17 protein-coding genes and 1 tRNA gene are annotated in these 12,959 nt (G+C 56.0%); 7 read left to right on the top strand and 11 right to left on the bottom strand.

Annotated features, from left to right (window positions below; translation table 11 throughout):
* Positions 1 to 114: 114 nt before the first annotated feature.
* Positions 115 to 1,431 (top strand): hypothetical protein, encoded by a 1,317-nt coding sequence (locus JAB8_RS19140; RefSeq protein ID WP_070290994.1) that lies wholly within the window; start codon positions 115 to 117, stop codon positions 1,429 to 1,431.
* A gap of 67 nt (positions 1,432 to 1,498) precedes the next feature.
* On the opposite strand, the gene JAB8_RS19135 is transcribed toward JAB8_RS19140, so the two are convergent.
* Positions 1,499 to 2,263, bottom strand: a complete 765-nt coding sequence (locus tag JAB8_RS19135; RefSeq protein WP_070290993.1) for an SDR family oxidoreductase — start codon at positions 2,261 to 2,263, stop codon at positions 1,499 to 1,501.
* A gap of 174 nt (positions 2,264 to 2,437) precedes the next feature.
* Here JAB8_RS19135 and JAB8_RS19130 point away from each other — a divergent pair.
* The 4 genes from JAB8_RS19130 (at position 2,438) to JAB8_RS29165 (ending at position 6,093) form a co-directional block, all read left to right on the top strand.
* Positions 2,438 to 2,524 (top strand) — tRNA-Leu (locus JAB8_RS19130).
* A gap of 166 nt (positions 2,525 to 2,690) precedes the next feature.
* Positions 2,691 to 3,680 carry a site-specific integrase gene (locus JAB8_RS19125; RefSeq protein WP_070290992.1) on the top strand — a complete coding sequence of 330 codons (990 nt, stop codon included), beginning with the start codon at positions 2,691 to 2,693 and terminating at the stop codon, positions 3,678 to 3,680.
* A gap of 1,089 nt (positions 3,681 to 4,769) precedes the next feature.
* Positions 4,770 to 5,501 carry a hypothetical protein gene (locus JAB8_RS29170; protein ID WP_139143091.1) on the top strand — a complete coding sequence of 244 codons (732 nt, stop codon included), beginning with the start codon at positions 4,770 to 4,772 and terminating at the stop codon, positions 5,499 to 5,501.
* 316 nt (positions 5,502 to 5,817) lie between these two features.
* On the top strand, positions 5,818 to 6,093 hold the full coding sequence (locus tag JAB8_RS29165) for a hypothetical protein (protein WP_139143090.1): 276 nt from the start codon (positions 5,818 to 5,820) through the stop codon (positions 6,091 to 6,093).
* Between the two features lie 10 nt (positions 6,094 to 6,103).
* On the opposite strand, the gene JAB8_RS19120 is transcribed toward JAB8_RS29165, so the two are convergent.
* The 3 genes from JAB8_RS19120 to JAB8_RS19110 form a co-directional block, all read right to left on the bottom strand.
* Positions 6,104 to 6,346 carry a hypothetical protein gene (locus tag JAB8_RS19120; RefSeq protein ID WP_070290991.1) on the bottom strand — a complete coding sequence of 81 codons (243 nt, stop codon included), beginning with the start codon at positions 6,344 to 6,346 and terminating at the stop codon, positions 6,104 to 6,106.
* A 56-nt stretch (positions 6,347 to 6,402) separates the two neighbouring features.
* Positions 6,403 to 7,038, bottom strand: a complete 636-nt coding sequence (locus JAB8_RS19115) for a hypothetical protein (RefSeq protein WP_139143089.1) — start codon at positions 7,036 to 7,038, stop codon at positions 6,403 to 6,405.
* Between the two features lie 114 nt (positions 7,039 to 7,152).
* Positions 7,153 to 7,563, bottom strand: a complete 411-nt coding sequence (locus JAB8_RS19110) for an SOS response-associated peptidase family protein (protein WP_275528106.1) — start codon at positions 7,561 to 7,563, stop codon at positions 7,153 to 7,155.
* Between the two features lie 24 nt (positions 7,564 to 7,587).
* Between JAB8_RS19110 and JAB8_RS29160 the strand changes: the two genes are divergently transcribed.
* Positions 7,588 to 7,809, top strand: a complete 222-nt coding sequence (locus JAB8_RS29160) for a hypothetical protein (protein ID WP_139143087.1) — start codon at positions 7,588 to 7,590, stop codon at positions 7,807 to 7,809.
* A gap of 38 nt (positions 7,810 to 7,847) precedes the next feature.
* The gene (locus tag JAB8_RS28265; protein ID WP_071654437.1) at positions 7,848 to 8,612 is read left to right on the top strand and encodes a toll/interleukin-1 receptor domain-containing protein; all 765 of its coding nucleotides are present in this window, start codon (positions 7,848 to 7,850) and stop codon (positions 8,610 to 8,612) included.
* Positions 8,613 to 8,775: 163 nt separating this feature from the next.
* Here JAB8_RS28265 and JAB8_RS19105 read toward each other — a convergent pair whose 3' ends face one another.
* From JAB8_RS19105 to JAB8_RS28260, 7 genes are all read right to left on the bottom strand, one after another.
* The gene (locus tag JAB8_RS19105) at positions 8,776 to 9,564 is read right to left on the bottom strand and encodes a DNA adenine methylase (protein WP_070290988.1); all 789 of its coding nucleotides are present in this window, start codon (positions 9,562 to 9,564) and stop codon (positions 8,776 to 8,778) included.
* Positions 9,565 to 9,676: 112 nt separating this feature from the next.
* A complete protein-coding gene (locus tag JAB8_RS19100; protein ID WP_070290987.1) occupies positions 9,677 to 10,201 on the bottom strand; it encodes a hypothetical protein in 525 nt (174 codons plus the stop codon).
* Positions 10,198 to 10,722: a glycoside hydrolase family 19 protein gene (locus JAB8_RS19095; RefSeq protein WP_343216105.1), complete on the bottom strand. Its 525-nt coding sequence runs from the start codon at positions 10,720 to 10,722 to the stop codon at positions 10,198 to 10,200. Before JAB8_RS19095 ends, JAB8_RS19100 begins: the two co-directional genes overlap by 4 nt.
* Complete coding sequence (locus tag JAB8_RS19090) at positions 10,719 to 11,048, bottom strand: hypothetical protein (RefSeq protein WP_254679549.1); 330 nt, start codon at positions 11,046 to 11,048, stop codon at positions 10,719 to 10,721. Before JAB8_RS19090 ends, JAB8_RS19095 begins: the two co-directional genes overlap by 4 nt.
* A 163-nt stretch (positions 11,049 to 11,211) precedes the next feature.
* The gene (locus tag JAB8_RS19085) at positions 11,212 to 11,706 is read right to left on the bottom strand and encodes a hypothetical protein (RefSeq protein ID WP_070290985.1); all 495 of its coding nucleotides are present in this window, start codon (positions 11,704 to 11,706) and stop codon (positions 11,212 to 11,214) included.
* A gap of 12 nt (positions 11,707 to 11,718) precedes the next feature.
* On the bottom strand, positions 11,719 to 12,354 hold the full coding sequence (locus JAB8_RS19080) for a hypothetical protein (protein WP_070290984.1): 636 nt from the start codon (positions 12,352 to 12,354) through the stop codon (positions 11,719 to 11,721).
* Positions 12,355 to 12,365: 11 nt separating this feature from the next.
* Entirely contained in the window at positions 12,366 to 12,959 is a 594-nt protein-coding gene (locus JAB8_RS28260; RefSeq protein WP_071654436.1) for a putative phage tail protein, read from the bottom strand.

Raw genomic sequence — 12,959 nt, 5'->3', positions numbered from 1 at the left:
ATCATTCGCAAGAAGATTTTCCCCGCTGAAATGGCGCATAATTTCACACTATGTTGAACCAGCGGGCAGCAGCAACAGCCATCTGCCCTGCTAATTTTTGAATGAATTGACACCATGACCGAGATCACGTCCCTGAGAGACATCCCGCAAAAAAATATCTTCCGCAAGGGCGACACCTTTGTGCTGTTCGGCGAGCTGTTCGGCCGCGGCTATGTGAATGGCTTGCTGGACGAAGCGCGCAAGGCGGGCATGAATATCGTCGGCATGACGGTCGGCCGCCGCGATGAAAACATGGCGCTGCGCCCGCTGAACGCGGAAGAGCTGGCCGAAGCCGAAGCCAACCTGGGCGGCCGCATCATCAATGTGCCGCTGATGGCCGGTTTCGACCTCGACGCGCCAGCCGGCGAACCGACGCCGACGGCCCTGCTGGCCGACATGACCCTGAAAAGCTGGCAGGAAGACAAGCTGGACTGGGCGCAGATCGAACGCTGCCGCGAAGCCGGCATCGCCCGCTTCAGCGCTTCCGTGGCCAAAGCCATGGCCGAACTGGACAGCCTGATTCCTGACGGCAGCAATGTGTATTTCGCCCACACCATGGCGGGCGGCATTCCAAAGGTCAAGGTCTTCCTGGCGATCGCCAACCGCATCTACAAAGGCCGCGGCGAGCGCTTCATGTCTTCGCGCGCCCTGCTCGACAGCGACCTGGGTAAATTGATCCTGATGAACTTCGACGAAGTCACGGCCAACACCCTGCAGCACCTGATCGACGGCAGCGCCGCCATCCGCGCCCGCATCGAGCAAACGGGCGGCCAGGTGCGCTACAGCGCCTACGGCTACCACGGCACCGAGATCTTGATCGACGGCAAATACCAGTGGCAAACCTACAGCAACTACACGCAAGGCCTGGCCAAGATGCGCCTGGAAAACGTGGCCAAGGCCGCGTGGGAAAAAGGCATCAAGGCGACCGTCTTCAATTGCCCGGAAATCCGCACGAATTCGTCCGACATTTTCGTCGGCGTGGAACTGTCCCTGTTCCCCCTGCTCGACGCGCTGAAAAAAGAAGGCGGCGCAGCCTGGGCCGAAGAGCAATGGAAAATCTGCCAGGGCTTGCTGGAAGACGGCGTGTCGCTGCAAGACTTGCTCGACCGTATCGCCGCCTACAATGGCGACGCCACGAGCGTGCAGTTCCGCAACTTCGCCGCCTGGCCGATGGACAACACCCCTGAGCTGGCCGACGTCATGATCGGTACCTCGGACGACATCACCAAGCTGCACAAGGACCGCAAGGAACTGATCACCGACCACCTGAGCTCGCTGGTGCTGGAAGGCACGGGCCCGCTGATGTTCCACACCATGTCGGAACCGCCAGCGCCCGTCGTCTGGCTCAACCACGACATCATCGCGCGCCAGCTGAACTCGGTTCACAACTGAGCTTGATGTAGCGCACACCACCGACGGCCCGGCTCATCCCCGGGCCGTCGGCGTTTCTGCGCGTGCTTTATGCGCGCACGATGGACACGCCGCCATCGGCCAGCAGTGCCGTGCCGGTGGTGAAGCTCGAGGCATCGGACGCCAGGTACAGCGCCGAGCGGGCGATCTCGTCCGGCGTCGCCAGGCGTTTCAGGGCATGCAATCCCGCCACGAAGGCCAGCGCCTCGGGCGTATTCGCCACTACCCGCCCCATCGGCGTATCGGTGCCGCCCGGCAGCAGGGCATTCACGCGGATGCCCGCCGCGCCATATTCGGCCGCCAGGGCCTTGGTCAAGCCGATCACGCCCGCCTTGCTGGCCGCATACGCGGCCATGCCGGACATGCCCAGCGTATGACCGACGAAGGTCGAGGTAAAAATCAGCGAACCGCCACCGCGCGCCGCCATGGCGGGCAGCTGATATTTGGCCGCCAGGAAGGCACTGGTGAGATTGGTGTCGACCGCCGCCCGCCAGTCTTCCAGGGCAAGCTCGGGCGTGGGTCCCATGGGTCCCAGGGTGCCCGCATTATTGAAGGCGATATCGAGGCCGCCAAAGCGTTGCAGCGCCAGCGCCACGGCCGCTTGCGCGCACGCCGCATCGCCCACGTCGCCGGCGCAGGCCACGGCTTGCGCGCCGCCGTCCGCCAGCTGAGCCACCAGCGCATCGAGTTCCTTCCGCCGCCGCGCCACCAGCACCAGCCGCGCGCCATGCCGCGCAAACAGGCGCGCCGCCGCATGGCCGATGCCCGAGCTGGCGCCCGTGATGATGGCGACCTTGTTTTCCAGTTGTAACATTTGCTTCCCCTTCATGTGGTTGAAAGGGAAAAGATAGGCCGGCAAGCCGGGCGCGGCACTCCGCTTCTTGCGCTGGAATCGGCAGCGTCACAGATTCTGCAGGCTTGGGCAAAACGCACGCCAAGCATAAAACTTGCCAGATTGTGACAAATCAGTGATAATGCGTCTCGCGTTGCCGGGATGGCGGAATAGGTAGACGCACGGGACTCAAAATCCCGCGCTGGAAACAGCGTGCCGGTTCGATTCCGGCTCCCGGCACCACAGAACACATCAAAGAAGTACCGATAAAGCCATTAAATCCAATAGAATCAAGGATTTAGTGGCTTTTTTCTTGCCTGATCAATCCGATCACTCCCGATTAAACCCGATAAAAACTGATAGGCGTTACGCCAAATTTACGCCATGATTACGCCAAATTGGAGAAGTCATGGCATCATTCAGAAAACGTTCAGGCGGTTGGCGCGCCGAAATTGCCGTACTCGGCACCAGGGAATCAGAGACATTCAGTACTAAGGCAGAAGCCGTGGCATGGGCGGCTGAGCGGGAGGCACAGCTGCGCCGCAGTGACGCCAACGGCATCGTCGCAGGCAAAACCTGCCTACAAGCCTTTGAACGGTACCGCGACGAGGTCTCAGTCCACAAGAAGGGTGCGCGATGGGAAACCATCCGACTAGCTGCAATCGCTAAGCACATCGTCGCCGACAAGAAACTGGGCGACTACCTGGTCGCGGAGATTACCCCGGACATTCTGGGGCAATGGCGCGATATGCGCCTACTAACGGTATTGGGGTCAACGGTCAATCGCGACCTTAATTTGATCTCACACGTTTTCACGACAGCACGCCGCGAATGGAATTGGGCTGCGAAGAGTCCCACCGCGGATGTTCGCCGCCCGAAGGACCCACCGCCAAGGGATCGCCTCATCAGTCAAGATGAAATTGATAGGATATGTTTAGCCCTTGCCTACGATGGCCAGATCACCAATATATCTGGCGTCGTCGCAGCAGCTTTTTTGTTCGCGATTGAAACTGGCATGCGGTCGGGAGAAATCCTAAGCCTCACTCCTGATAGCATCACCGGCTGGGTGGCGCACCTCCCACGCACGAAAAACGATAGCAAGCGTGACGTCCCCCTTTCAAAACGCGCGCTCGAAATCCTCAATGAACTTCCAATGCCTGCGACCAGCACCCCCTACTTTAACGTTTCAGATGAAAGCCGGGACGTCCTTTTCCGGAAAGCGGTTATACGAGCAGGCGTCAAAGGCCTCACATTCCACGACTCCAGGCACGAAGCTATTACAAGGCTGGCTAAGAAGTTGAATATTCTCGAACTGGCAAGGATGGTTGGCCACAAAGACATTCGCCAGCTACAGGTCTACTACAACGAAACTGCAGCGGAAATAGCTAAAAAATTGTAAATTCGGTCATTTACTAACCTAGAATTCGGCGAAAGAAAGGTATGCTAAAGTCGGCTCTCGATTTCTACGTGTAAAAACAGGGGTTGCTCTATCGCCGACACCCATGGTTAGCAGTCATTTCGCGGTTCAAAACACCTTAAAGTGGAGTGCATAAGTGCCAGAACCAATTTTTATAGATCCGCTGTCCGCAACATCCCTTCACGTTGTCTCAATGTTCAATGGCATTGAACTAGCCTCGGCAACCGCGTTCACGATTGAATCGAATAAGACTCCATACCTAGTCACGAACTGGCACGTCGTTACCGGCCGAAAGCCTGACACAGGCGATTGCATCGATAAAATCCATGCGGCTATCCCCAACATACTTCGCGTTCGCTTCCACACTAAGGGGAAATTTGGGCAATGGTCGCATGTTGATATCCAACTCTTCGACGAGGACCAGCATTCGCTATGGCAAGAGCATCCACTAGGAAAAGAAGTAGACGTTGTGGCTATCCCACTACCACCAGAGGTGACCGCCCAAGTAGCCATATATCCTTTAGACCTTGCGCTCGCTGCAGTGGATATGATCGCGATGCCTGCATTTCCTGTTTCGGTAATCGGTTATCCCCTAGGCCTAAGTGCTGGCCAGAGCTGGCCAATTTGGAAAACGGGACACATTGCATCAGATCCCGACATCGATTTTGAACCAGGGAGACCTGTCTTCCTAATTGATGCAACCACACGTTCTGGAATGTCAGGTTCACCGGTCGTCTTGCGGCTCCACAATTACGAGAGATCAGACGGATCACACGTTATGCATATTGGAAGGGCAACGAAATTTATAGGAATTTATTCCGGACGGATTCACGAAGATTCTGAGGTAGGAAAAGTGTGGCGCCCATCCGTGCTATCTGAAATACTTAATAGATAAATCATTTTTTTGTAACATTACCCGTCGCGCATATCCTTGGGTTTCGTTGTAAGCAGCTATAACCTACGTACATGATGCAGCAGTACTTTTACCTATGAAAATTTACGCCAACTCTTAAAAGTTAAGCTTAATGTTACGCCTAAAATTTTGTAAGCGACCGCGTTAAAGGAGTCCTTTTGAAAAATACTGATCTGGAACCAATTTTTTCTTGGGCAAGAAAAATCACTCTTACCGCTGTATTTTTCTCATTGGCGCTTCTATCGCTCTACTTTTACAACTTTGCACCCAAGAACAATTTTCAACTCTCTTCTGCCGATGGCGCTTGGGCTAATTTCGGCGGTTACATCGGGGGTGTGCTTGGTCCTCTTTTCTCATTTCTCGCGTTCGCTGGCGTCTTGCTCACAGTCTGGCTTCAAAAAATACAACTAGAAAGGGCAAGTTCACAAGCCAATATTGACGAGTTTCAAAGGGTTTTAGCCAACGTTTCATTGCAACTCGATGGCTTACTTGCCCACAGGCTAGAAATACCACCTATGCATCCAGGTCTGCCACTTAAGCCGGAAACAATCTTCTTTTACATTGGCGCAGCGGGCAGCGCAGCTCTCAATTCATCATCGGACTATATTGTTGAAGCAAGAAAAAGAGAGATTATTGATAAGATAAAGCCATCTATTTGGTCAATAGCTGCAATTGTCGGGATCGAACTTCAGCAACTTGCTTGGTGTATTGAAGAGCATAATCGCCTCGGCGGCGCAAAGTCTGTTGCTGAATTTTATAAGCGGCGATACGAAGCCGTAGTCGGTTGGTTGGATGCCATTTCATTCCTCAACAAACATCAGAGGGTTCACGCTTGCTGGGACGTTACCCGTATTAGACAAGATCTAACCACCACAGAGATGCAAGCTTAACGTTGAGTTCAGGATTGTGATTCCTGTTGTCGTGGGTTCGAGCTCCATCAGCCACCCCACAGAATTGTATGAAAATCAAAGGGTTACACGCTTCGGCTTGTAACCCTTTTTTTGTATTTTCCAACGATTTTTTAGATTTTCCAATGCTCCAACAACGCAGACACCGTTGAGCCAGCGCTCAGTGCAGACGTCTGCACTTACCTGCCCCCCCCCCCTGTAAAACCGATCTGACTGCTGTTTGCGCTTACACAGTTCGGGCTGGAATGCGCGGTGTAAGCTGGTTAACTCGGCAAAGCCCATTCTTTTAGTCTCAGCCATGTTTTATCTGCAGGCAATTCCCTTTTGTATTTTTCTCGCGGCCTGCAGTGGCACGGCGGGTATTAACCGTATGAAAAATACGATCCTACTCGGTGAAGATAGTTTCGCATTGGCAGCACGTATTGGAACACCCACCAGCCATCATCACCAGGGCGACGTGCTGCAGCTCAACTACGGCAGCGTGGCCGCCGGCTGCCAGGTCATCGTGCTGATCGACCGGCAACAGCGCGTGGCCGGCTGGGCATCCGCCGGACGATCTTGCCCGGCACGCTGACCGGCTACTTTCATGTGGATGGAGGCATCGAGACAGTGCAAGGCTCGCCGTCCAGTTGAACCCGAAGCGAGGCACGGATCAATCCAGACATACCGATACGCGGCCCCAAGCTGCGCTCCAATTCATCGGCCGCCGCCGCGATCTCGCGCAGGCGCCGAACCTCCCACAAAAGCGCACGCACGTCGGCCGAGTCATTGCGACCTTGGATTTCTTTCAGCTGCTCGATGCTGAGGGGTTTTCGAATCTTGCTCATAACTTTTCGTTTGCCCGATGCCAGTTCGTCCTCGCGCGTTAAACTCGATCGGTATTCTATCGAATCATGCCCGCCTCGCTCTTCGTCAGCTCGCGTTCTTTCATGTCGATGCCAACCAGCCACCCGCCGCGCTCCAACTGCTCCGGACGGCTCTCGAAACTCGAGCGCAACTGCAGGCCGCCCAGTTCAAACGACTCTTCCGACATCCACTCGATGTAACAGTCGATCAGGCGGCCTTCCGGAAATGTGGAAATCTGATGGCCGCGCAGCTCAGCGCACGTAGCCTGGCGCTGAAGCACGTTTGAGTAATCATCAGCCACCGCCAGCAACCCGCGCGAGCCACCGCTCTCACGCGCAAGTTTTTTCGGTAGCGCCACTCCGGATCGATACAGTTCCCTGGCGCGGAATCCGATAGCGTTTTCCGGTACGAAAAGTTTGCATACCCAGGTCTGGGCGACCTCGCGAGTGTGGCCAGACTCATCCCTCGTTGCCTCAATGCCGCTCAACACTATATTCCATCCTTGAACTCGCACCAACTTGGGCCTGGCCAGCTGCGCCAGAATGCGCGGCACGCCAATCACCTGCAGCCGTGCCACTTTTGAAGGGCGTCGATTCCCCTCCAGCGTTACGTCGACCACCAACAGTTCGAGAAGTATCGCGCCCTCTACTACCGGTACAGGGGCTGCCAGCACCGCCCCATCCTCTCGCCGCCTCGATGCCCAAACTTTCATCACTCACCTCAACAAATACTGTACAAAAACACAGTATATTGCCAGGCAAGGGAAACCAGAAGGTGAAATTTGTAACTAGAAGAGCCCGCCCTGCTCCGCTAGCGCGGCCGGCGTAGGTGTTTTTGCAATGGAGCGCGGCTGCATAGGGTCGGGCTGCGCAACGAGCAGCTCTTCACCATACTGTCGATAAACGTCCTCTTCCGACACCAGCGAGCCATCCAGCCAGCCGTGGTACTGGTCAGGATCCAGGATCATCACCACGCGCTTTTCGTCGTCAGGCTTGTGGAAGCGCAGCATCAACGGGTGCCCGTCGGCGTTGATCGTTAGCATCGAGAACGAGTGCAGCTGATCAGCTGGACGGTACTCCCATATCCCGGCAATGGCCACTGGCCCGCCGTCGCCGCGCTCGATGAGCCAGCGCACAAGCTCGTCGGTTTCATAATTCCATCTTGAACTGTTGCAATTTCTATCAAGAAAGGCGACTATGATATTTTTTAGATTGGAGACAGAATGCCCATTATTGCGTCAAGAGGTACCACCGTCGCAGTTTCCCAATTTAAAATTTACAGCATCATCGAGGACGACTATATCGTGTCGCGTAGATACGCGATTTCAACAACCATTGCCCATATTCACGGAGTTCGTATCGGCCCATTGGTTGAAATTCCCATCGCAGACGTCGATGACGATGGATTTACAGAAATTGGCTATTCTTTGCCATCGAATCAATAAAAATATTGCAATACTTTTAAGAAATACAGGAGGGTAATTTGAGCAGTATATTTTTAAGCCATTCACATTCAGATAAGCCATTCGCAAGACGGCTTGGCAACGATTTAAGGAAAGCAGGCCATGCGGTCTGGATCGATGAAGCAGAAATCAATATCGGAGATTCGCTTATCGAAAAAATTCGTGAGGGACTTGACGATGTCGATTATGTTGCCGCGATACTTTCCAATGCTTCTATTGCAAGCAAATGGGTAACGCGCGAACTCGATATTGCATCAAACAGAGAGATCGAAGAAAACAGAGTTGTGGTACTACCATTATTGCTAGAAAACGTAGCGCTTCCTGGATTTCTGAAAGGGAAATTTTATGGGGACTTTACCGATCATGAAAAATATGAAGAAGTTTTCAGTCTCCTAATAAGGAAGCTAGGTGGAGCAACCCCTGCCGCTGCAACGCATGATGAATTGGAAGAACTGAGGGCTGAGGTAGCGGCTGCGAAAGAAGTTGCTGCACATTACGCCGCTCAATTGGATGGACACAAAAAACTTGCACTACGGGGGAAAAGTCCTGAATTGATAACGAAGATCGATGAAGCCAACAAGAAATTCCCACATCATGCCGTAATAAATACGACTCATGCATTTCAAGCATCGGGCGCGCCCGTAACGCTAGACTACCTACTTTGGGCAATCGCCAAGTCGCATCGAAAAGGCGCGCATCCACTAGAAGTATTAATTAGTATGGATCATAAATGGCCTGAGGTTGAAGCTATGCTCGATGCTTATGATGATTTGCTCGGGAAATAGCGTTCCCGTATTATCATCGTGAATAAATTAGGGGTGCTATTAGTCTCGGCACCCCGCAATCACCACGTCGATCTCCAACTATTATTTCCGCACACGCGGCCAGTCCCGCGCCAGCGCCAGAACGATCTCGTCGTCATTGGCAACTGGCTACAGTCCCGGAAATTCAGAAAAGACCAGCAGGCTCGGCAGCCCTATCCCAGCTGTAAATTATCAGTTCCTTACGCTCTACAGCCCGACCACCGCCGCCAACGTTGTACTGGATACCCGTCGTATCCATCTGAAAACGTGCGAACACGCGCCGGATGTCCGGGTGGTCATTCAGACTCAGGATGGCCTTTCCCTTCAGCCTGGCCATAAGTTCGGCCATCTTCACGTATTGCTCGAACTCGAATTCCACGCCATACCCAGCTGTCTCCCAGTATGGCGGGTCCAGGTAAAACAACGTGTGCGGCCGGTCGTAGCGCTCCATGCACTTGTACCAATCCAAGTTTTCGATGTAGGCGCCAGACAGACGTAGGTGTGCGGCCGACAAGTTCTCCTCAATGCGCAACAGGTTGATCGGCGGTGCGGTGGTGGCCGTGCCCCAGCTCTGCCCGTCGACCTTGCCGCCGAAGGCCTGCTGCTGCAGGTAGAAGAAACGGGCCGCGCGCTGCAAGTCCGTCAGGGTATGCGGCGGCGTGTCCTGCAGCCACTTGAACACCTCGCGGCTCGACAGCGCCCATTTGAACTGGCGGACAAATTCCTCCAGGTGGTTTTTGACGACTCGATACAGGTTGATCAGCTCGCCGTTGACGTCGTTCAGCACCTCGACCTCGGCCGGCGGCCGTATGAAGTACAGCGCGGCGCCGCCGGCGAAGACCTCGACGTAGCAGGAGTGCGGTGGAAATTGCGGGATGATGCGGTCGGCCAGGCGTCGTTTGCCGCCGATCCAGGGGATGATGGGTAGTGCCAAAATGTGTACCTCCTAGTGGTAAAGTCGAATTCCTCCCATGAGGCAATCCAAGCCTACTAACCAGGCACCGGCTGATTGCTGCTGTTAGCGCAGCGGCAATCAGCCATCCCTCCTATGGCGCCATGCCATTTTCACGCACGAATACTTGGCATGCGCGGCCTGTCGCGGCCACTTCCTCCGTCTGCAGGATCAAGGCTTGAATATCTCGCGCCACCGCGTCAGGAAGTAGCCCGCTGGTGGGATCGGCTGCAGCGCCTCCTTCGGCGCCAACGGCACCGGCCGGGGCGGCAGGTCCAGCACTTGCACAGAAGGCGGGTTTGCGCATGCGCTCAGCAGCAGCAAGGCGAGCGCGGATATCGTTGATTTCGTCATCGTAGACTTTCGTGACGGCCGCCGCCTTGGCGGCCTGTTGTCGGGCTTGCGCCAAGTTCTCGGCAGCGCGCCGCGCCACCGCCTTCTTTTCCTCTGCCGCGCGATTCTTCTTGTCGGCATCCCACAGTGACTGCACAGCCGCTCGCCCCTGGGCGAGACCCTGTGCGTGCTGGTGCAGCATGCCGGCGCCGGCCAGCACGCACACCAGCGTGGCGCCGTAAAGCCAGCCAGGTATAAATCCCGCCAGCTTGGCCAGCGCGATCAAGCCAACACCCGCTGCGCAACCGCGAACAGCGCCAGGCGCTCGGCCAAACCGTTCACGCCACCGTTTATACGGCGCGTCACCCGCTCTTGGTCGCCAGCATCGGCCAAGGCGTTCAGTCCCTTCGTCTGCCAGAACCAGCCGGCCGAGCGACAGGCGTTGACAGCCTGCTCGAGCAGCTCGGGCTGAGCCAGCAGATCCAGTCCCAGTGCCTTGCCGCAGGCAGCGTAGTTCGCGCGGCCAGTCACCTGCAGCAGGCCACGCCCACGGAAGCGTATGCCGTCGCCCGCGCGCACGTTGCCCAAGTCGGCGCGACCTTCGTAGGCCTGGCCGCTGGCCAGCTCACGCACATAGCGCAGCTGGCCAGACTCATGCCCGACCTGGGACAGGAACGACGCCTGGCGCGCCGGCGTTGTAATGCCGAATTCCACCATGGCCGCATTCAACGGCGCCAGGAAGGTGACCGCACGAGTGCGGGCCAGCGGCATGATGGCCACCAGCTGGGCCAAGGTGACGGCGCTCACAGGCCACCCCGCACGTCCTTGACGGCGGCAGCCACGTCGCGCGCCAGCTCGCCGATGTCCTTGTCCTTGCGCTTGTCGAGCCAGCGAACCGTGGCGCCCAGCACCCACCAGGCAGGTAAGCCAGCGGCCACCATCAGCGGCGCGGCGATAAAGAGGAAGCCCACCGCAGGATCACTGCCATACAGGGCTGCCACGTCCTTTGCGCTATCGAACAAGGTTGGCCACCAGGAGCGCACGGCAACTACCAGCGCGGGGCCGAACAGAATGGAAAAGAGCGTGGACACGAAAAAGCGCGTAAATGCTTCTTTCTTGGTCTTGGGCCACATGAACATGAATCCTAGCGATGTTGCGGCAGCGCCGGCCAGGACCGGGAGGCCAAAAAATTTAATCAGTGCGCCGCCAGCGGCGGTCGTTTCGAGGGCCATGAATACCTTTCAGGTAGTTGAAATAAAAAAACCCGCCGAAGCGGGTAACTGGAGAGGGGTTCGGTTAGATCGCAGCTGGATCGAACGCCTCGCGGATGACAGGGGGCGCTGCCGCGATAATTGCTGCATAGGCAGACTTCACTGCCGCCTTTAAGCTATCGAGGTCTGTAGCCCCCAACACATCGGGAACCACGGTGATGTCGAGCAGCGCCTGGCGGGCACTCGTAACTGCCTGGGCGGTCATGGTATCGGCGGCCAGCAATGCAGCCATCCCGATCCCTGCCAAGCGGTTGAGTACCTGTTCGCGGATGACGCGAACGGAGTCCAGGTATGCGGTTGCGATTGGCGCGAATGGGGGCGCTGGTGCGGGGGTAAAGGCAAACTTACCTTCGAAGAACGCGATTGCGTCGCCACGGAAAATTGCCGCACGCAGGTCTCCTTCGGTGACCGCATCATCAATCTCTACCGCATCCGCCGGCCATGTTCCAGCAACGTCATAGTCTTCCCGCAACTCCGAGGCGTAAAAGCCACCGGTTGCAACTGAGAAAAATATACTCATTTAGAATTTCCTTTACTTGCCGATAGCAATGTATGACGGGGTAATTCCCCCAGAGATAGTTATGCCATTCCAGGTAAAAATCTTCGCCCCCGACAAAGAAGTTATGCCAGCATTAATAACGGATGGATTGGTTGAAGGAACGTTGCCGCTAGATTCGTAGAATGGGAATATGTGTAAAAGTGCCGTGGGGAACGCCGTAGGGAATGTCACAGTTGAAGTACCAGACCCATCTGAGGTTGAGCCATAACCCCACTGCATAATCTCGCCGCTTGGCAATTTCCGCCACCCGTTCGGTGCGAGGGACGCGCCAAAAATAGCGGCATAAACTGAGTTCCCCAATCCGAGCAGCTCGTTTCGTACTGCGGCCATTGTCGCCACTTTCGTGGTGTTGTCGAACTGCGCAGCAGTTTGAAAAACCCCAGCAGAGCGAAGCGCTTTGAGCAGCTGGGTATAGTCAGCTTTAGCCGGCACTACGCCAGCCGCCAGCACGATATTGCGCAGCTCCTCCTGAAGCATATTAAGAAAACTTGCACGTACCAGCGTGGCCTCTTTCACGCCGGGAACGCCCTCGGTAAAAAACCCCTCTCTGCCAGCCGCTTCTGGCTCTGGTAACGCCGCTGCGGCGCTAGGATCATCAATACGGTACATAGAGTTCCTTGTTAGGTGTAAGTAAAAAAGACGACTGTGTGAGCTGGCGCGACCTTCCGGAGTTCGCACTCCAGGACTGCATTGCCAATCGATGTCAACGGCTCACCAGCCATCGACAAGCCAGAGCGAAACGCAAACGAACTATGTAATGGCGTGCTCACGCGCCAGGCATGTGCAAAGGCATTTCCACACAGGGGCAGGCCAGCACGCAATATCCCAGCCCGCGCCGGGATAAACTGCGCAATATCAATGGCATACCCAAGGCTCAGGGCAAACGACTTCATGTAGTTAACGGACTGGCCTCCTGTCGCTGTAAAACGTGCGACCACCTGTGCCCGACGGCCTTGCAGCGTGGGAGCTGGCCCTGCGCATGGGTCGGGCAATCCAAGCGCGGCCTCCCATTCAGGCAGTAATTCAACGGTTGTCGTTGGAAATCCATCAACCAGTAAATGGTTGGCGCGCAGGTTCTGTCGCGCATAGATCGGCGTCAAGCCGGCAAGTGCAGACGTCTGCACTGCATCAGGCGCGCGTGGCCAAGCAGGCCCGCGCGGCAATAGGGACTGCAACGCGCTGAGGTAATCAGCGGCGGTATATGCTGGTGCCAT

It is taken from the genome of Janthinobacterium sp. HH106, from assembly GCF_001758725.1.
Lineage (GTDB): Bacteria > Pseudomonadota > Gammaproteobacteria > Burkholderiales > Burkholderiaceae_D > Janthinobacterium.
Note: the sequence above shows the minus strand (reverse complement) of the source record. Positions and strands in the feature narration are given on the sequence as shown.

Excerpts from the sequence above, each read along its gene's own strand:
- JAB8_RS19140 (WP_070290994.1), top strand. The coding sequence starts at position 115 with ATGACCGAGATCACGTCCCTGAGAGACATCCCGCAAAAAAATATCTTC.
- JAB8_RS19135 (WP_070290993.1), bottom strand. The coding sequence starts at position 2,263 with ATGTTACAACTGGAAAACAAGGTCGCCATCATCACGGGCGCCAGCTCG.
- JAB8_RS19125 (WP_070290992.1), top strand. The coding sequence starts at position 2,691 with ATGGCATCATTCAGAAAACGTTCAGGCGGTTGGCGCGCCGAAATTGCC.
- JAB8_RS29165 (WP_139143090.1), top strand. The coding sequence starts at position 5,818 with ATGTTTTATCTGCAGGCAATTCCCTTTTGTATTTTTCTCGCGGCCTGC.
- JAB8_RS19120 (WP_070290991.1), bottom strand. The coding sequence starts at position 6,346 with ATGAGCAAGATTCGAAAACCCCTCAGCATCGAGCAGCTGAAAGAAATC.
- JAB8_RS29160 (WP_139143087.1), top strand. The coding sequence starts at position 7,588 with ATGCCCATTATTGCGTCAAGAGGTACCACCGTCGCAGTTTCCCAATTT.
- JAB8_RS19090 (WP_254679549.1), bottom strand. The coding sequence starts at position 11,048 with ATGTGGCCCAAGACCAAGAAAGAAGCATTTACGCGCTTTTTCGTGTCC.
- JAB8_RS19085 (WP_070290985.1), bottom strand. The coding sequence starts at position 11,706 with ATGAGTATATTTTTCTCAGTTGCAACCGGTGGCTTTTACGCCTCGGAG.
- JAB8_RS19080 (WP_070290984.1), bottom strand. The coding sequence starts at position 12,354 with ATGTACCGTATTGATGATCCTAGCGCCGCAGCGGCGTTACCAGAGCCA.
- JAB8_RS28260 (WP_071654436.1), bottom strand. The coding sequence starts at position 12,959 with ATGGCACCAGCATATACCGCCGCTGATTACCTCAGCGCGTTGCAGTCC.